Raw genomic sequence first — 19,370 nt, forward strand, 5'->3', positions numbered from 1 at the left:
CGGGTTACCGGGCTCGGGCATGAGCGCGCTTACCTGGTTCGCGTTCGGGGCGGATGATGTGCTGCCCGACCAGCCCGCCACGGCGCCCCGCCTCACGGCCAGCCGCAGTGCGGCCGTGACCAGCCCGCCCACCGAGGCCGAGCTGATTGACGGCTGCCTACGCGGCCGCCAGCTGGCCCAGAAGCTGCTCTACGACAAGTACGCCGGCAAAATGATGGCCGTGTGCCTGCGTTACGCCCAAACCACCTTCGAGGCCGAGGACGTGTTGCAGGAAGGTTTCCTGACGGTGTTTCGGACGCTGGCCAGCTTCCGGCGCGAGTGCCCGCTGGAATTCTGGATTCGCCGTATCATGATTAACGCGGCCCTGCGTCAGCACCGCCGCAACGCTTCACTGGTAGCGGTGAGTGATGGCGACTACCCCGAAACCCTCTCCAGCGAAGAATTTACCCTCAGCAACTTCAACTTCAACGAACTGCTGGAAATGGTGCAGGAGCTGGCTCCGCGCTACCGCATGGTTTTCAACCTTTACGCTATTGAAGGCTATACCCATAAAGAAATCGGCGAATTACTAAGCATTACCGAGGGCACCAGCAAATCCCAATACTCCCGGGCCCGCGTCATCCTACAAACTAAACTGGAGCGCCTCGGTGCCCCAACCCGCCATGTCCGTTAATCCTATCGAAGACAACTCTACGCCTAAAACCACCGGCAGCCTGGAGGAATTATTCCGCCATCACTTGGGCGAGGAGGCCGCCGTGCCCCCGCGCCCCATGCTGTGGGACCAGATTGATAACTCGCTGCTGATTCGGCAAAACGAAACCTACCGCCGTCGCCTCGTGGCTATGCGCTGGGTGGCGGCGGCCAGCCTGCTGCTGGCCACGCTGGCCGGCACCGGCTGGTGGGCTAACCGCACCGATGTATTGGGCGGTGCAGAAATGGCTGCAAACATCGGTACTCAATTGGGCCGCGCTAATAATGCAGATACGCTGGGCATAAAAGAGGTAGCGAGCCAGTCCGATGCTTCGCTGGCTGCTAACAATTCGGCAGCCGGCACTAGCGGAGCGGCTACGTCGGGTAAGGCTTCTATTAATAACGGCACCTCAACGAATAACAACTCCAACGTTACATCAGCAGGTAATCAAGGCTTTGCTACTACGAACCGGCCGGCCGTAGCTGCGGCTACTCAAGGCAAGTACACCGGCTTCGGTCCGGCCTCAACGGCCCGCTATTCGGCTGGCAAACTTTCAATGGCTGAATCAGCTTCGCAGAACGGTCTTACCCCGGAAGGCCGCACTGCAACGGCTGCTTCTACTGTAGCAATAGCTGCTAACGAAACGCTAACGTCGGTCACAAACCTGGCAGCAGCCCAGGCAAAATCCGAAGAATCGACTTCAAATCAGAATACCGGCCGCATGCTGGCAGCGGCTGACGTAGCGGGCACAACTGTGGCCGGCACTTCGGCAGTTGCGGGAGGCGGCATGGCTGGCGCAACGGGCAGCGGTGTAGCAGCCACAACTTCGCTGGCCGCTACCACCGCATCGGCGGCCACGGTTGCGTCCGAGGAAGTAAGCCTACTGGCCGCTCGCCAGTCATCCTTGAGTCTGGCCAATGCTGGCGCGCTGCCGAATGGGCTGGCCACGGTGCCGGTTGAAGAACTGCCCGCCGTCGACGCGCACCGCTGGCATTACGGGGCCAGCTACACGGCCGGCGTATTCAACCCCAACGTTAATTTCTCACGGGCCGGCATCGAGCCGGAATTCGATTATGACCGAGGCGCCGCCTTCGGTACGGACTCCCCAAAACTGACTGAAATAGCTGCCACCGAGTACCGCAACAACCTGCGGCCGGGCCTGAGCCAGCGCATTGCGCTGCTGGCCACGCGCCACCTGCGCGGCCACTGGTCCTTGAGCACCGGGGCCGAATTCAGCCAGGCTACGGCGCAGTCGGCTTCATCGTCGTCCTTCGTGGGCGAGCAGTTGTTCGACCTGGGCCAGGCCGGCACCAAACATCAGTTGCGCACCACCGATTTCCGCTACAGCATGGCCAGCATTCCGCTGGAAGTGCGCTACAGCAATCCCGTGAAGCGCGGCTGGAGCCTCTACGGCCGCTTGGGCGGCGTGGTAACGGCCCTGCTGGGCGTGCGCAGTGATGTGCAGGGCGACCCGGAAGCCAGCCGCACTTATTCCATTGCCTCTACGGGCGGGCCTTACCGCCGCGTGATGGGCAGCCTGCGCGGCGCGGCGGGCACCCAGTTCCGCACCAGCACGGGCAAATGGGCCTTCACCATGGGGCCGGTGGCTGAAATCGGTCTGGTGGCGCTGAACGCCCACCCGGTGCAGAGCTACTTTGCCCAGAGCCACCCCTATAGCTTCGGGCTGGAAGCAGGTGTGGAATTTGGGCGGTAACTGGCGAAAGAAATCATACCTATATATAAGGAGTAATATTAAGCGGGAATCGTCCGGCCTCAGCTGTGTTTGGCCGGACGGCTCCCGCTTGCGTTTGCCTGACTTCCGCGCTTTTCCAATTCCCGCGAAACCCATTCCCCGCCATTTGGGTTAAGGTAGGCTGACCATTTCGGCCTACCTTTCGCGTTGCATGGAGTACCAACTGACCTCTGAATTTAAGCCCACCGGCGACCAGCCCACCGCCATCGCCAAGCTGGTGGAAGGCGTGAACAATGGCGAGCACGCCCAGGTGCTGCTCGGGGCCACCGGCACCGGCAAAACCTTTACGATGGCCAACGTCATTGCCCAGACGGGCAAGCCGGCCCTGGTGCTCTGCCACAACAAAACGCTCGCGGCGCAGCTTTACGGCGAGTTCAAGGCATTTTTTCCGAACAACGCGGTCGAGTACTACATCAGCTACTACGACTACTACCAGCCGGAAGCCTATATCGCCAGCACCGACGTTTTCATCGAGAAAGACCTGGCCATCAACCAGGAAATCGAGAAACTGCGGCTGCACACCACCTCCACCCTGCTCAGCGGGCGGCGCGATGTGGTGGTCATTGCCTCGGTGTCGTGCATCTACGGCATCGGCAACCCGGAGGAATTCGCCAAAAACGTTATTTTCCTGAAGCCGGGCATGCGCTACACGCGCAATAACCTGCTCTATCAGTTCGTGCAGATTCTGTACTCGCGCACCGAGGTGGAGTTCACGCGCGGCTCCTTTCGGGTGAAGGGCGATACCGTGGACGTGTTTCCGGCCTATGCGGACTATGCGGTGCGCATCTACTTTTTCGGTGACGAGATTGAGTCGGTGCACAAGATTGACCCCGTGAGCGGCAAGAAGCTGAGCGACGAGGCCAACGGCATTGCGCTGTACCCGGCCAACCTGTTCGTGACCGGCAAGGACACGCTGAATTCGGCCATCAAGCAGATTCAGGACGACATGGTGCAGCAGCACGCCTACTTCGAGAAGGAAGGGCGCGACTCCGAAGCCAAGCGCATCATGGAGCGCACGGAATTCGATTTGGAGATGATTCGGGAGTTGGGCTACTGCTCGGGCATCGAGAACTACTCGCGCTACTTTGATGGGCGCACGCCGGGCTCGCGGCCGTTCTGTCTGCTCGATTATTTCCCCAAAGACTACCTGCTGGTGGTGGACGAGAGCCACGCCACCATGCCCCAAATCCGGGCCATGTGGGGCGGCGACCGCAGCCGCAAAACCGCCCTTATTGAGTATGGCTTCCGCCTACCCTCGGCCCTGGACAACCGGCCGCTGACGTTCAACGAGTTCGAAAGCATGTTCCGGCAGGCGGTGTACGTATCGGCCACACCTTCGGACTACGAGCTGGCCCAGGCCGACGGCGTGGTGGTGGAGCAGATTATCCGCCCCACCGGCTTGCTCGACCCCGAAATCGACATCCGCCCCAGCCTCAACCAGGTTGACGACCTGCTGGACGAGGTGGACAACCGCGTAAAAATGGGCGACCGGGTGCTGGTGACCACCCTCACCAAGCGCATGGCCGAGGAGTTGAGCAAATACATGGACCGCCTCGGCATCAAGGTCGAATACGTGCACTCCGACGTGAAAACGCTGGACCGCGTGGAAATTCTGCGCAAGCTGCGGCTGGGCGAAATCGACGTGCTGATTGGGGTGAACCTGCTGCGCGAAGGCCTCGACTTGCCCGAAGTGAGCCTCGTGGCCATTCTCGATGCCGATAAGGAAGGCTTCCTGCGCGACCAGCGGAGCCTGATTCAGACCATGGGCCGCGCCGCCCGAAACGACCGCGGCAAGGTGATTATGTATGCCGACCGCATCACCGGCTCCATGCAGCGGGCCATTGATGAGACCAACCGCCGCCGCGCCACCCAGGCTGCCTACAACGAGGAGCACGGCATCACGCCGCGGACGGTGCGCAAGAGCCACGCCGAAATTATGGGCCAGACCGACCTGGCCGACTACCGCGTGCTAGACACCCAGGGCTACGCCGGCCCCGACGATGGTGGCAGTGCCTTAGCCTTGGCCGCCGAGCCCGTTGTGGCCATGATGACGCGTCCCGAACTGGAAAAACTCATCAAAACCACCGAAAAGCAGATGGAAGCTGCCGCCAAGGACCTCGACTTCCTTACGGCCGCTAAGCTACGCGACGAGCTGGCCGCGCTGAAGGGTATGTTGAAGAATAAGCGGGAGTAAGAGCGTACCAAGCATTCGTTTTCATCCTCAATAATCCTGGTATGCTCCGGTTTCTATTTGTCTCGGCCCTATTTCTGCTTACTGTGCTAGCCCATGCCCAGCAACCGGCAGCAACATCTTATCAGTACATGCACATCAGTTACGGTGCAACTGAAATTAGCTTTTTGCCCGCTTACAATGGCAAGGAATCTATCAAAGTCGCTGATATCCGCGAAGAGGGAATCAACAAGCGTCGGGCACCGCTGGAAGCCATGAGTAAGGTGCTGACCGATGCTTCGGCCGATGGGTGGGAGGTGGTAAGCGTGGTGCCTATCACGTCGATGATGGGGGGTGGTGGCGGATTTATTGGGGCGCTCTATTTACTGCGCAAGCCGAAGTAGTTTTTTACGGCTGCCGATACAGCACGCCGCCCTTCATCACCAGCCAGATTTGGCGCAGGGCGGCCACGTCTTGGGTGGGGTCGCCGGCTACGGCCACGAGGTCGGCCAGCAGGCCGGGAGCCACGCGGCCCCGGTCGGCGAGGTGGAAAATCTGGGCGTTGCCGCTGGTGGCCTGGCGCAGCACCTGCAGCGGCGTGAGGCCGTAGTCGCGCACCAGCAGTTCGGCTTCGCGGGCGTTGTCGCCGTGGGCGAATACACCGACATCACCACCTTGGGCCAACGTTACGCCGGCTTTGAGGGCAGCGGCCACGCTCGCGTGCTTTTGCTGGATGCGGGGCGGGGCTGAGTCGGTGCCCTTGTGCCAGCCTTTGTACTGGGCCGTGGCATCGGAAGCGGCTACGGTGGGGCACAGGGCCACCCCGCGCTTTTTCATCAGGGCGAAAATTTCGGGGGTGCCGTAGTCGCCGTGCTCGATGGTTTCGACGCCGGCCATGATGGCGCGGCGCATGCCTTCGGGTGTGCTGGCGTGGGCTACCACGCCCCGGCCGGTGGAGCGCGCGGTTTGCACTATCAGCGTCAGTTCCTCCTGCGAGAACGTGGGCTGAGCCGAACCATCGGGCCCCCAGCGGTAGTCGGCGTACACCTTGATAATGTCGGCCCCTTTGCCAATCTGCTCGCGCACGGCCCGGATGATGCCATCGACGCCATCGGCTTCCTGTGCGCCCTGGGGCACGTTTTCATCCACCGAAAGCTTGGGGCCGTAGCTGCCCGTGGCCACCAGCGCCCGCGTAACCACCAGCAGACGCGGCCCGGGAATGATGCCTTGGTTGATGGCTTGCTTAATGCCCACATCGGCAAAGCCCGCCCCTTCGGTGCCGAGGTCGCGGGCGGTGGTGAAGCCGGCTAGCAGCGTGCGCTGGGCGTGCACTGTGGCCCGCGCCACCCGCAATGCCTGCGATTCGAGCAGCACCTGGTTGTCCCAGGTGGTTTCATTGTAAGGGTGCAGCAGCAGATGCGAGTGCCCTTCGATGAGGCCGGGCAGCAGCGTGAGGCCGGGTAGCTCCAGGGTGCGGGCGGTAGACGGCGGCGCTACCTGCGCGGCTGGGCCGACGGCGGTGATTTTGTCGTTTTCGACCAGCACGACCCAGCCGGGGTGCATTTCCTGACCATCGAATACGGCGGCTGGGCGTAGCAGCGTAACCGCAGGAGTGGCTGTAGCAACTTGGGCTCGCGTTGTTGCGGGCAAAATACTCAGGGCCATCAGGCCGCCCAAAACCGCGCAGCTAAAGCGCCTCAAGCGGCAGGCGCGGACTGTTTGCCCAGCAGGAAAGTCAGAATATCGCATAAATAGTCAAGGCCGCCCCCACTGGTACGGGGGCGGCTTGCGAAGCTACTCTGCGCACGCGGCTTGCAGCTGTTTGGTTAGAATCATGCATTAGCGCAGAAGCCTCCGAATAGCTTCCCTATTTGCTGGCCGTGGGCGCGGCCATTTCCGTCACTGGGGCTTGCGGGGCTAATAAATGGCGGCTTTTGGCCACCACCACCGGCTTGCCCACCTGGAAAGTGGCGCGCTGCTTTACATCTACCGACGAGGCGGCGGCCTGTACGGTGTAGGTGCCAGCATCGGTCACCCAGGCCGAGGCTGCCGTGTCGTAGGAAGCCAAGTCGGCAGCAGTGAGGGTGAAGCTGAGCGTCTGCGTCTTGCTGGGCGCGAGCAGGGAGGTTTTGGCGAAGGCTTTCAACTCACTCTGCGGCTTGGCGAGCTTGCCCTTGGGCGCGCTTACGTAGAGCTGTACCACTTCGCGGCCAGCCACTTTGCCGGTGTTGGTGATGGTGAGCGTGGCCGTGAGCTTGTCGGTGAGGGCGGGCGCGCTGAGTTTCAGCGGTCCGTAGGCGAACGTGGTGTAGCTCAGGCCGTGGCCGAAGGCATAGGCCGTCTGCTTTTGAAAAGTATTGAAGTAGCGGTAGCCCACGTAAATGCCCTCGGCATATGTGTTTTCGGATTCCTGGCCGCCCATACCATTGGCGGGTGTGGCCGCACCGGCCCGCACCTTACCCGGAAAATCCTGGCTGTACGGGATGTCGGTGTAGGCCATCGGGAACGTGGTGGCCAGCTTGCCCGAGGGATTGGTCTGGCCACTCAGCACGTCGGCCACGGCGTGGCCACCTTCCTGACCGGGCTGCCAAGCCAGCAGAATGGCATCGGCTTGGTTGCGCCAGCTGGCGGTTTCTACCACGCCACCCACGTTCAGCACCACCACTACTTTCTTGCCCAAGGCGTGAAAAGCCGTGGCAACCTGCTGAAGCATTGCCTTTTCATCAGTCCTGAGTGTGAAATCATCGGTCACTTTGCGGTCGCCGCCTTCGCCCGCGCTCCGGCCGAGGGTGACGATTGCCACATCGGCTGCCTGGGCCTGCTGCTGCAATGTGGCCGCATCTAATCCCATTTCCGCAATGACCGGGACGGGCTCGAAGAAGGTCTTTTTCGGAGGGATTTTGGCCTTTTCAGCTCGTAGATACTGCGTGTAGGCTTGGCTGATGGGCGAATTAACGGAAAAACCGGCCTTGCTCAAGCCTTGCTCGATGGAAATGGTGTAGGCGCGGTTTACGTCGCCACTGCCGGTGCCGCCGGCAATGAGGTTGTAGGAAGTGTTGCCGAACAAAGCCAGCTTTTGACCGGCGGCCAGGGGCAGCGCCTTGGCTTCGTTGCGCAGCAACACCATGCTTTCGGCAGCGGCCTGGCGGGCTACGGCGGCATCGGCCGTCAGCGCGGGGCGGCTGGTGTAGCTGTCGCCGAGGAAGGTTGGCGACTTCAGCACCAGTTCCAGCACGCGGGTCACGTTGGTATCGAGCTGGGCGGGCGTGAGCTGGCCACTTTTGGCCGCGGCCAGCAGGGCCTGCGTCTGGGCCGTAGTACCGGGCATGAGCAGGTCGTTGCCGGCCTGGAGCTGAGCCACCGGGTTCTGGCCGCCGTACCAGTCGCTCATTACCAAGCCTTTGAAGCCCCACTCCTGCCGCAGCAGCGTGGTGAGCAGTTCGGGACTTTGGGAAGTGTAGGTGCCATTTATGCGGTTATAGCTCGACATCACCGTCCAGGGCTGGGCCTTGCGCACGGCAATCTGGAAGCCTTTCAGGTAGATTTCGCGCAGCGCCCGCTCGCTCACCTGCGAGTTCATTTTCATGCGGTTGAACTCCTGGTTATTCACCGCAAAATGCTTGATGGAGGTGCCCACGCCGTTCGACTCGACGCCATTCACAAAAGCCGCCGCGATGTTGCCTGTCACCACCGGGTCTTCGGAATAATACTCGAAGTTGCGTCCGCCCAGCGGGTTGCGGTGGATGTTCATGCCCGGGGCCAGCAGCACATCAATGCCAAAGGCCCGCACCTCGCTGCCAAAGGCCACGCCCACTTTGTGCACCAGCTCGGTGTCCCAGCTCGAGGCCAGCAGCGTGGCCACCGGGAAGGCCGTGGCGTAGTAGGTCCGGGTGCTGTCGACGCCCCGGATGGGGGCAATGCGCACGCCCGCCGGCCCATCCGAAAGCGTGAGCGACGGGATGCCGAGCCGCGCAATGGCGTGGGTGCGGCCCGCCGCGCCGGGCACTTTCTCGGGTACCTTGCGGTCCGCGGGGTCGGAGGGCGGCAGAATGCCCTCGGGGAAGCCGGCCGGGTAGAAACCCATGCCCACCACCAGCTTCACCTTTTCCTCGGTGGTGAGGGCGGCCAGGATTTCCTTGAGCGGAGCCTTGCCCAGCTGTGGTGCGGGCGCCTGGGCCGAAACGCCCCGGCTGCCCATCAGGGCCAGCAAGACCACCAGCTGAAACTTACCGCCTAAGCGGCCATGCAAACAGTACAGGCTACGCATGATTTCATACTTTATTGATTGACAATCAATTTTCTACCGATTCACGGAATACGTGCGGCGCTGCGGCCCCACGCCGGTAATCTTCACCGATTGCCAGCCGGTGGGTAGCGTGGATTTGCGCTGCGCGATGCCGGCCGGCGTGATATCCAGTCCGCCAAAACCCATGAGCACGGCTTGCAGCACGCCGCCCGCGCCGGTGGCGAAGTAGGGATTGGTGCCGCCCTTGGTTTCGGCGATGACGCGGAAGGGCGGCAGCAGGTTGGGTTCGTAAGCGTCTTTAAACCAGAGCTTCGCCTTATCGGCATTGCCCAGCCGGGCGTAGAGCAGCGCAAAAATGCCCTGCGTCATGGCGGGGGTGCCTTCGTTGGGCACGCGGGTTTCGTAGTAGCTGAGGTCTTTGCGGATTTGGGCGGGGTCGGTGATGACGTTCAGCGGATAGGCCAGCAGGTTCACGTCGCCTTGCTTGATGCCTTCGCCGTGGTAAGTGGCGTGCTCCTGGGTTACGCCGTCGGCCATTTTCAGGATGGGAATGTTCTGGGCCACCAATGCCCAGTCGGAGTTGGCGCGCAGGCCCAGCAGCTTGGCGGCGGCGGCGGCGTTTTGCAGGTTGACTTTGGCAGCGGCGTTGGTGAAGGCGTCGTTGTCCACGTTTTCGGCCCACTCATCCGAAGCCACCACGTTCTTGATATCGTAGTGGCCGGGACCGTTGCGCTCCACGCGGCTGGCCCAGAAGTCAGCGGTGGCCGAGAGCATTGGCCAGCCTTTTTCGCGCAGCCAGTCCTTGTCCTGCGTCACGCAGTAGTATTGCCAAACGGCCAGGGCCACGCAGGCCGAAATGTGGTGCTCAAAAGGCCCACTCAGGGCCCACACCGGCGTTTCCTCCACACCTGAGTCGGCACTTTCCCAAGGGTACATGCCCCCTTGGTAGCCGTGGGCGAAGGCGTTGCGCCGGGCCGGCTCCAGCCGACAGAACCGATATTCAACCAACGACTTAGCGATTTCGGGGTGCAGCACCAGCAGTGCTGGGAACATCCACAGGTCGGCATCCCAGAACACGTGGCCGTTGTAGCCCAGCCCCGAAAGGCCCATGGGCGAGGGCGAATAATCGGTGCCGGCCCGCGAAAAGCTGTAGAGGTGGTAGAGCATGCTGTGCACGTCCTGCTGGGCCTGGGCATCGCCGCTTATCTGGATGTCGCTCTGCCACAAGTCCTGCCAGGCTTTGGCGTGGAAGGCCAGCAGCCGCTCCCGGCCTTCGAGGCGGGCAAAAATGGTCATGCGCTCGGCCTCGTTCAGCGGGTCGGGGTGGTGAGCCGAGGTGATGGCCGAGCCCGCCACAGCGTAGCCGTAGGTCTGGCCCGCTTTTAGAGCTTTGCTGAATTTCATCAAATGCTCGCCGTTGTCCCACATCTCATGGATGACGCGCGGCTCCAGCCCCTGCCCTTCCGTGAACAGAAAGGTGGTAGACGCGCACAGTAACAGCTTGCCCGTCGGGCTTTTGGCCGATGACGTGAGCAGGCGCACGGTGGCGTGCGGCCGGTCGATTTCGTTGTAGTAGTTCTGCACGTCGCGCAGGGCGTCGGGCGTGTCCATCACGCTGGCGGCGGTCAGGGCAATATCTTTTTTCGACACGATGGACACGTCCAGCAGCACGGTGTAGGGCAGGTGGCGCAGCGCGTAAGTGGTGTAGCTAATGGTGGCCTTGTCCTGGTAGTCGAAGGTGGTGGTGAGGGTGGCTTTCTGCATGTCCAGCGCCTGCCGGAAGTGGCTGGCATCGGCGGCCCCAAGGCGGCGGCCGTCGATTTCCATGTACATGTTCAGCAGGTTGATGCCATTGAGGAAATTGCTCACCCGGCCCCGGCCGTACTGGTCGTAGGCCCCGGCCAGCACCACGTTCTTCACCTTAAACGGCTCGGGCGACGACACCACGCCCATGATGCCATTGGCCACCGTCACGCCGTAGTAGTTGGCCGGGTCTACCTTATCGGCGACGATGCGCCAGGGGTCGGGCATTTGGGCGGCGGCAGGAAATTGGGCGGCTACTATCAAAAGCAACGCCACGGCGCGGCAGAATGGACGCAGCCGGTTAAATTCAGAAATCACCATGTTAAAAATGCCAGAGGAAAAAATGAGGTGGAATAAAAAAGGGTAAGCACAGGCTTACCCTTTTTTACAGTTCCTGGCGGTGGCTTGCTGTTGCCAGCTCGCCCGCCGTCGCGAGTATCCGTTAATAGCCCGGGTTCTGCACCAAGTTAGGGCTCACCGCAAGCTGCTGGTTGGGGATAGGAAAAATGAGGTAATGGGCATCGGTGCTGGTGGGGCCTTCCTGCAATGGCCCCAGGAACTTGCCAAAGCGCACCATGTCCTGTCGCCGCCACATTTCCAGGTACAGCTCGCGGCCCCGCTCGTCGTACAGGGCATTCAGGTCTACGGTGGCCAGTGCAGTGGCTCCGCGCGAGGGGTTCGTCCGAATAGAGTTAACTAAGGCCAACGGCGTGCTGCCATAGGTGCCGGCCGTGGTAGCGGTACCGCCACGCAGAATGGCTTCGGCCTTCATCAGCAGCACGTCGGGCAGGCGGAAGTGTACCATGTCGTTATCGATGGCTCCGGCTGCGTTGTTGGTAAAATCAGGAGGGTACTTCATGGGCCGGATTCCGGTTACTTCCAAATTGGCTCCGGTTTCGATGATGGCCACGCTTGCGGTGAATGCCAGCGGCGCACCCAGGCGGTCTTTGAGTGGGGCATCGGTGGTCAGGTTATACTGCTGGCCAATCAGGAAGCCCACGTTCACGCGGTGGCCGGGGTTGGTCGGGCCGTTGGTGTAGGTGTAATACTGGCCCCGGCGCTTGTCCACAGCTTCGTACTTGTTATAGAAATCCGACAGCGCACAGGGACCGTTGTAGCCGCTGGGAGTCATGTTGTAGTGCGAAATGAAGCGCCACAAATCATACTGCGCCCCGCTGCTCACGCCGCCCTGGTTGAGCTCGGTGAAAATGTTCTCCGTGCCGATATTGGAGTTGTCCGGCGCGAAGTTGTCATAGTAGTTGGCGGCAAACCGGAAGCGGCCGCCGTTGATTACTTGGTCAGCCAGGGTAATCACCTGGTTCATGTCGGCCGCCGCGAAGGTCGGGGTCTGCCGGTTGGCATACACACCCCGGTTAAGGTAGCACTTCATAAGCAGCGTGCGGGCGGCGTCTTTGGTCGCCTGCGAGGCGGGCGCATCGGGCAAGTTTGGCAGCACGGCCGTCACCTCGCTGATGACGTAGTCGAGGGCCGCACTGCCCTTGTACACGCGCGGCGCGGCCACCACCAGCTCGCCGGGTTCGCGGTAGGGCACTTGGTCAAACAGGTCGAGCAGCCAATACATGGCAAAAGCGCGCAGAAAACGGGCCTCGGCCTGCTGCTGGGTATTGGCCTTGAACTTCGGCTGGAGCATGTCGGTAGCCGCGAAAACCACCCCGCTCAGGTTGTTGAACGCATCACGAATCTGGCCGTGGTTGGCATCCCAGGTGCGCTGGTGCAATGACCGCCACTGGCCGTTGTCGTCCCAGTCGCCGGCCCGGGTGGGCATTAGGCGCTCATCGGTTGTTACTTCTGAGAGCGCAAAGACCTGCGTAGCGCCCTGAAATGGGCTGCGCATGGATGAATAAACCCCATCAAGCAGTGAGGACGCGTTGCCCGTGGCCGCTTGCTCGGGCGTCAGAGTGGCGTCGAGCCGCTCGGTAATCTGGCAGCTGTCGGCCAGCGGAAGCAGCGCCAGCAAGGCGGCGGTGCTGAGTATCTTTTTCATATCGATAAGGCAAGTAGGGTGGGTTACAGCGAAAAGTTGAGGCCGAACGTGAAGGTGCGGGCCGGCGGAAAGCCGGTGTAGTCGATGCCTACCGACGGCACCACGCCATTGGCTTTATTGGTATTCACTTCGGGGTCGAAGCCGTGGTACTTGGTGATGAGGAACACGTTCTGGCCCGTAGCAAAAACGCTAGCTCCTTTAAAGGCCTTGCCCAAGTCGCCGATGGTGTACGAGAGCGTCAGGTTAGAGAGCTTCGTGTAGTTGCCGCTTTCCAGGTAGCGCGTCGAGGGCGTCACGGCATTGGAAAGCGATTCCTTCACGCCTGACTGATACTCGGCAAGGGCGATATTCTTGCCAGCACGTATCTGACTCACGTTGAGCACACTATTAAACGTATTGTTGTAAATCACGTTGCCGTAGCTCCCGGTAAAGTTGCCCGTCAGCGTGAACTTCAGGAAGCGGGCGGTGACGCCCAGGCCCAGCAGCGTGGTGGGGTTGGGGTTGCCCACGTAGCTGGCCTTCCCGAACTCGTTGTAGAGGCCGGTGGCGCTGTTGATGCCGTTGTAGGTGGGCACGTAGAAGCCGTTGAGCGGCTGGCCGTTCTGAATGGTTTCGGCAAACACGTTCGACAAGCCTTGGCCGCTAAGCGAGCCCGTCTGGATGATGAGCGAGGCGGGCAGGCCCGATACTTCGTTCTTCACAAAGGTGGCGTTGGCATTGAAATTCAGACCAAACCGCTCGCTTTCAACGGCCGTCAGGCCGGCCAGTAGTTCCACGCCTTTGTTCACCACCACCCCGTCGAGGTTTCTCCAAACCACGGCTCCGCCGGGGGCGGCGGGCTGGCCCGGAGGCTGCGGGTACAGCAGGCCCGTGGTCCGCTTATGAAAGTAATCTGCAGTCAGTGTCACCCGGTTGTTGAACAGGGCTATGTCAACACCGGCATCGTACTGCTCATCGGCCTGCCACTTCAGGTCCGGGTTGGGGTTGGTGAGCTGGCCCAGGCCCTTGTTATCGGCTTGGAACGTGTACTGGCCCTGCGCCGAGCCGGCCGGAAACTCTTGGTTGCCGGTGCGGCCATAGCCCACCCGCAGCTTCAGCTGGTTGATGGCCTCGACCTTAAGAAAGTCCTCCTGGCTGATGTCCCAGGCCGCCGACGCGGAGGGGAAGTAGCCATAGCGGTTGTTCGAGCCGAACTTGGTGCTGCCATCGGCGCGCATGGTGGCCGTGAGCAGGTAGCGCCCTTTGTAGTTCAGCACGACGCGGGCGAAGTACGATTGCAGGGTCGTTTCCGGGTCGGCGAACGACGAAATCTTGCGACCCGAAGGGTTCGAGTACTGCAGGTAATTGGTGTAGTCCAGCCCGTAGGTACCAAAGCCGACCGGTACGGACACGCCATTCACGAGTTTCACCGGTCCCAGCCCGCTCAGGCCCGTGCCCGAGTAATAGTATTTGTTGTACTCGTAGCCTAGCAGGGCCGTCAGGTTGAGGTCGTTAGCAATCTGCTTGGTAAAGTTCAGCGTTTGCGTCAGCTGCTGGGTCTGCAGCTCGGTGGTGTTCACGGACGCGTAGCCGTACTGCTGATAGTCGCTGATGTTCAGCCGCTGGTCGTATGAAGTGCGGCGAATGCCGGTGCTGTAGTTCACGGCTATCAGAGCCCGGTACTCCAGCCAGTCGGTGAATTTGTAGTAGGGCGACACCGAGGCCAGGGCCGTCGTCACCCGCGAATTGTCGTTGGTATATTCCAGCATCGCCACCGGGTTGATGGTGGAGCTGCCCAGCCGCGATACCGGCTGGCCATTGGCACTGTACAGCGAGTCGGTGGGGTTCCAAGCCAGGGCTTGCCCGATGAGGCTGCCGCGGAAGTCCCCGTTGTTGGTAATAGGGGCCAGCTGCTCGCGGAACTGGTTGGTGGTGATGTTCACGTCCACGCCCAATCGCTTGCTTTCCAAGAATTTGAGGTTGGTCGCAAAGTTGGCGGTGTACTTCTTGAAATCCGTTTTCTTGATGATACCCTGCTGGTCGAGGTAGCCAATGGAAAGACGGTAGCGGGCATTTTCGTTGCCGCCGTTCACCGACGCGTTATAGTTCTGCACGGTACCGGTTTGCAGAATGGCACCCAGCGGGTCGTTGCTCAGCCCTTTGTCATTGGTCGCGGGTGCCCCGTAGTAAGTGAGAGCCTGCCGATACTGGCTGGCGTCGAGCACGTCAATCTTGCGCAGGATTTTCGAGAAGCCGCTCGAAGCACTGAAGTCGATTTTGGCCTCGCCGATTTTGCCGCGCTTGGTAGTGATGATAACAACGCCGTAAGCCCCCCGCGAGCCGTAGATTGCCGTAGCCGAGGCATCTTTCAGCACGTTGATGCTCTCGATATCGGCCGGGTTCAGGAAGTTCAACGGGTTGCTATCGGGGCTGTCGCCGAAAGCCGTGGTTAGGCCCGGCCGTGCCGAGCGGCCGTCGAGCTGCACGCCATCCACCACGTACAGCGGCTGACCGGTGCCGGTCACGGCCGAATTGCCGCGAATTTTGATGGTAGCCGCCCCGCCGGGCTGCCCGCTATTCTGCGTCACCTGCACCCCCGAGGTACGGCCCTGAATGAGCTGGTCGGGCGAAGTGAACGTTCCTTTGTTGAAATCCTTGGGGGTCAGGGTACTCACGGCGCCCGTGAGGTCGGCTTTCTGCACCGTGCCGTACCCCACTACCACCACATCACCCAGTGCCTGCGCGTCGCTTTTCATCGCTATCGACACCGACGACTTGCCCGTGATATCCACCTGTTGCGCGGAGTAGCCCACGAACGAAAACGACAGCTTGGTGGCCGTGGCCGGCACATCGAGTTGGAAGCCGCCGTCGGCCCCGCTGCTGGTACCGGTGCTGGTGCCGGGCACCAGCACCGTCACACCGGGCAGGCCGTTGCCGGCTTCGTCCGTCACCTTGCCCGAAATTGTGCGGTTGGCCTGGGCCTGGCTCAACAGCGGAAACAGAACAAACAAAACGCCCAGCAGCAAGAGCTTCAGGAGCATTGTTGGGCCGCGCCCCCCAGAGGCGGCCGGCAGCTCACACGGATTGTACCGTTTGTACACGTTGTTTCTCATGGTTTGAAAAGTGAAATGGTGGGAGTTTTTAAGCGATGAGTGGTTGACCGTTTTCAGAAAACGATTTCTGCAAACGATTTCGGAGAGATGGGCGGCGGTTTCCGGGTCTATTCATGTATTGCAGCGTTAGGTGAGAATGATAATTTTTCGCAAAAGCCCGCTCAGCTTATTGGAGCGGGAGCACCACGGCCTGCCAGGGCTGGAGCGCCAGCGCCGGGCTACCGGTCTGGTTAGCAGGGTAATTGGTGAGCCAGGCGGCTCCGGCCGGCTTGAGGCCTGAGGGCATGGTCCAGCTACGGGGTTCCGAGGAGAAATTGAGCACCACCAGTGCCTTATTAGCGCCCAGCGTGCGGGTGTAGGCGTAGATGTGCGGGTTGGCCGCGTCGAGCAGCTGGTATTGCCCGTACACCAGCACCGGGTGCGCCCGGCGCAGGGCCGTGGCCCGGCGGAAGTGGTTCAGCACCGACGCCGAATCTTTTTCCTCCGCCGCCTCATTGATAGTAAGGTAGTTGGGGTTGACTTTAAGCCAGGGCGTGCCCGTGGTGAAGCCGGCCTGCGCCGTAGCATTCCACTGGAAGGGCGTGCGGGAGTTGTCGCGCGAGAAGCGGGCCAGGCCCTTGAGGTAAGCGGAAAGGTTGCCGTTCTGCGCTTTCACCAGCTGGTAGCCGTTGCGGGCGGCCACGTCGCGGTAGTCAGCAATGTTGGTTAGGCCGATGTTGGTCATGCCCAGTTCGTCGCCGTTGTAGCAGTAGGGCGTGCCGTGCATGGTGAGCAGGAAGGTGTTCAGCAGCTTGGCCGAGGCGGCGCGGAAGGCCGGCCGGTCGTCGCCAAACTTGCTCACGATGCGCGGCTGGTCGTGGCTGCCGAGGTAGATGGACTGCCAGCCCTTGCCCGCAAAAGCGCTGTCCCAGCGCGTGAACACGCGCTTGAGGTCGGTGAGCTTGTAGCCGGTGGCCGAGTTGCCCACGCCCACCGCGTCGAAGTGATAGGTCATGTTCAGCTCGTGGCGGGCGGGGTCCACGAAGAGCATGGCTTCCTGAGGGTTGCGGCCGGCGCCTTCGGCCACAGTCATGATGTTGTACTTGCTGAGCACCTCCCGGTTCATCTCCTGCAGGTAGTCGTGCAGGTGCGGGCCGTGGTTGTAGGCGTTGGTGTAGTTGCGCTCATTCAGGCCCGGCATGGGCGGAAATGCGGGGTCCTTAGCCACAAACTGGAAGGCGTCCATGCGGAAGCCGTCGATGCCCTTATCCAGCCAGAATTTCATCATGGCGTAGATTTCCTGGCGCACCTTGGGGTTGTTCCAGTTCAGGTCGGGCTGCTTGCGCGAGAAGTAGTGCAGGTAGTAGGCGTTGGTAAGCGAGTCGTACTGCCAGGCGTTGCGCTTCACATCAAAAGTGCTGTAGCGGGCCGGGGGCGTGCCTTTTTCGGCGGGCCACCAGTAGTAATAGTCGCGGTAAGGGCTGGTGCGTGAGCTGCGCGACTGCTTGAACCACTCGTGCTCGTCGGAGCTGTGGTTCACCACCAGGTCCATCACCAGCTTCAGGCCGTGTTGGTGCATGCCCTTGAGCAGTGCATCAAAATCCTGCATGGTGCCGAACTCGGGCATAATCTGCCGGTAGTTGCTGATATCGTAGCCGTTGTCATCATTGGGCGAGGCGTAGATGGGATTCAGCCACACGGCCCCCACGCCGAGGCTTTTCAAATAGTCAAGCCGCGAATTGATGCCCTTCAGGTCGCCCACGCCGTCGCCGTTGCTGTCCTGAAAGCTGCGCGGATAGAGCTGGTACACCACCGTTTCCTTCCACCAATCGGGCTTTTTAGTCACCGTGCTATCCGTTGCTGCCGCAGCAACGCTGGTAGCGGCGGTCTCGGCCGTTTCGGCCTTTTGCTCTCTATGTCCACAGCCCGCCAGCACCAGCAGCAACGCGCCGCCAGGCACCAGCCTCCGCAACAGCGGCCTGGTGATACTTAGCAGGAAGGAAGCGGACGAGGAAAGAGACATTACACGAAAAGTTAATAAAAATTATTTTCTTTAAAAAGCAGCTTATTAAGGCATTATGGATTGACTCAGGTCTGAGATGCGTAAGCTGGTCAGTTGCGCCGGGCCGTCGGTGGTGAGGGTGATGCGGCCGGTGTGCTGCCGGGGAAAAACCAGGTCCGTGAGTGTGACTTCGCCGCTCTGGGCGAAGACTTCCACCACCGACTCATCCACCAGCAGGCGCAGCTGGAGCTGGCCGTCACGCAACGGCACTTTGGCCGTTTCGAGGCTGCTGGCGAACATGGGGTGGAAGGCCACGTTCCCTGACTGTCGGCGGTCCAGGGTGAGTTCCTGCTTGGCCACATCGTAGCGCAGCACCGTTTTCTCGTCAGCACTTTGCAGTAGGCTTAGCGTGAGCAGGTTGGCCTTGCCGGGATTCAGAGTTAGTTCCAGGTCGTAGGATTCACCACGGAAAGGCAGTTCGTAGCCGGTGCCGCCGGGCTTGAGGTCGCGGCTTTTCACGGTCAGGGTTTCCTTGCCCAGGCGGCGAAACTCGGCCAGGGGCTGCTGGGCCAGCACGAGGCCGGCGGCGGTACGGCGCAAACTCAGCTCGCGCGGCACCGCGAAGCTGCCGCGCCACTCGGTGCCGGTGGGCACGGCCTGCGCGTAGGCCCAGTCGTTGGCCCAACCCACCAGCAGGCGGCGGCCATCGGGCACGTTGTTGAAGGTAACGGCAGCAAAGTAGTCCTTGCCGAAATCGAGGTAAGTCGGCTCTTCGTAGGCCTGGTCGGGCGTAAACGTCTTGCCGTCAAACTGCCCCAGAAAATACTGCTGGCCCCGGAACTGCTCCACCGGGTTGCCGGCTGAAATCAAGAGCACCCACTTGGTGCCGCCGCCGGGCACGGGCAGCTCAAACAAATCGGGGCATTCCCACTCCTTCACCGTGTTGCCGGCGCGGCCCCAACGGCTCAGGAAGGTCCAGTTTTTCAGGTTCTTCGACTCGTAGAGGTATACCTGCTGGCGGTCGGCTTTCACGGTGGCCATCACCCACTTCTGCTGCGGCGCATACCAGAACACCTTGGGGTCGCGGAACTCCTTACTGCCGATGTCGAGCACGGGATTGCCGGCGTAGCGCTGCCAGGTGCGGCCGCCATCCTGGCTGCTGGCCAGGTTCTGGTGCTGGGCCACTACCACGCCGCCGCGCTCCTGGTGGCCGGTGTAAAAGGCCACCAGTCCATCGGTTTTGCCGGCCGGAAACAGGCCCGAGGTGTTGTCCTTATCAACCACCGCGCTGCCCGAGAAAATCATGGTGTTGCTGCCGTCGGGGCTGGCGTATTCGGTCAGGGCCACGGGCTGATGCGTCCAGCGCAGCAGGTCGGGGCTGGTGGCGTGGCCCCAGGCCAGGTGGCCGGGCTGGGCACTCCGCGGGTTGTATTGGTAAAACAGGTTGTACTGGCCATTGCTGTACACCAAACCGTTAGCATCGTTTATCCAGTTTTTGGGCGCCGTGAAGTGGTACACCGGCCGGTACGGGTCGGTGGCCGGCGCCGGAGTTTGGGCCGGGCTGGCTATGCTCACGAGCAGAGGCAAAGTGCAGAGGAGCAATCGGTTCATTGGGCGCGAGATGGGCAA

General features: G+C 61.4%; 11 protein-coding genes. 4 read left to right on the forward strand and 7 right to left on the reverse strand.

Annotation, left to right across the window (positions count from 1 at the left end):
* Positions 1–19: 19 nt before the first annotated feature.
* From ACYU7Q_RS12890 to ACYU7Q_RS12905, 4 genes are all read left to right on the forward strand, one after another.
* The gene (locus tag ACYU7Q_RS12890) at positions 20–673 is read left to right on the forward strand and encodes an RNA polymerase sigma factor (RefSeq protein WP_460609835.1); all 654 of its coding nucleotides are present in this window, start codon (positions 20–22) and stop codon (positions 671–673) included.
* The gene (locus tag ACYU7Q_RS12895) at positions 663–2,405 is read left to right on the forward strand and encodes a hypothetical protein (RefSeq protein ID WP_460609836.1); all 1,743 of its coding nucleotides are present in this window, start codon (positions 663–665) and stop codon (positions 2,403–2,405) included. Before ACYU7Q_RS12890 ends, ACYU7Q_RS12895 begins: the two co-directional genes overlap by 11 nt.
* 190 nt (positions 2,406–2,595) lie before the next feature.
* Positions 2,596–4,638 (forward strand): excinuclease ABC subunit UvrB, encoded by a 2,043-nt coding sequence (gene uvrB, locus ACYU7Q_RS12900; protein ID WP_460609837.1) that lies wholly within the window; start codon positions 2,596–2,598, stop codon positions 4,636–4,638.
* Between the two features lie 41 nt (positions 4,639–4,679).
* Entirely contained in the window at positions 4,680–5,018 is a 339-nt protein-coding gene (locus tag ACYU7Q_RS12905; RefSeq protein ID WP_460609838.1) for a DUF4177 domain-containing protein, read from the forward strand.
* 4 nt (positions 5,019–5,022) lie between these two features.
* Here the strand turns inward: ACYU7Q_RS12905 and ACYU7Q_RS12910 are convergent, their stop codons facing one another.
* The 7 genes from ACYU7Q_RS12910 to ACYU7Q_RS12940 all read right to left on the reverse strand — a co-directional run bounded on the left by ACYU7Q_RS12910 (position 5,023) and on the right by ACYU7Q_RS12940 (position 19,352).
* Positions 5,023–6,279: a metal-dependent hydrolase family protein gene (locus ACYU7Q_RS12910; RefSeq protein ID WP_460609839.1), complete on the reverse strand. Its 1,257-nt coding sequence runs from the start codon at positions 6,277–6,279 to the stop codon at positions 5,023–5,025.
* A gap of 202 nt (positions 6,280–6,481) precedes the next feature.
* Positions 6,482–8,881 (reverse strand): glycoside hydrolase family 3 C-terminal domain-containing protein, encoded by a 2,400-nt coding sequence (locus ACYU7Q_RS12915; RefSeq protein WP_460609840.1) that lies wholly within the window; start codon positions 8,879–8,881, stop codon positions 6,482–6,484.
* Positions 8,882–8,914: 33 nt separating this feature from the next.
* Positions 8,915–10,891 (reverse strand): glycoside hydrolase family 65 protein, encoded by a 1,977-nt coding sequence (locus ACYU7Q_RS12920; protein ID WP_460609841.1) that lies wholly within the window; start codon positions 10,889–10,891, stop codon positions 8,915–8,917.
* 214 nt (positions 10,892–11,105) lie between these two features.
* Positions 11,106–12,668, reverse strand: a complete 1,563-nt coding sequence (locus ACYU7Q_RS12925; protein ID WP_460609842.1) for a RagB/SusD family nutrient uptake outer membrane protein — start codon at positions 12,666–12,668, stop codon at positions 11,106–11,108.
* A gap of 23 nt (positions 12,669–12,691) precedes the next feature.
* The gene (locus tag ACYU7Q_RS12930) at positions 12,692–15,688 is read right to left on the reverse strand and encodes a SusC/RagA family TonB-linked outer membrane protein (protein ID WP_460609843.1); all 2,997 of its coding nucleotides are present in this window, start codon (positions 15,686–15,688) and stop codon (positions 12,692–12,694) included.
* A 238-nt stretch (positions 15,689–15,926) separates the two neighbouring features.
* Positions 15,927–17,762, reverse strand: coding sequence for a glycoside hydrolase family 13 protein (locus ACYU7Q_RS12935; protein WP_460609844.1), 1,836 nt, complete (start codon positions 17,760–17,762; stop codon positions 15,927–15,929).
* Positions 17,763–17,807: 45 nt separating this feature from the next.
* Complete coding sequence (locus ACYU7Q_RS12940) at positions 17,808–19,352, reverse strand: glycoside hydrolase family 32 protein (protein WP_460609845.1); 1,545 nt, start codon at positions 19,350–19,352, stop codon at positions 17,808–17,810.
* Positions 19,353–19,370 lie beyond the last annotated feature (18 nt).

It is taken from the genome of Hymenobacter terrigena, assembly GCF_054776515.1.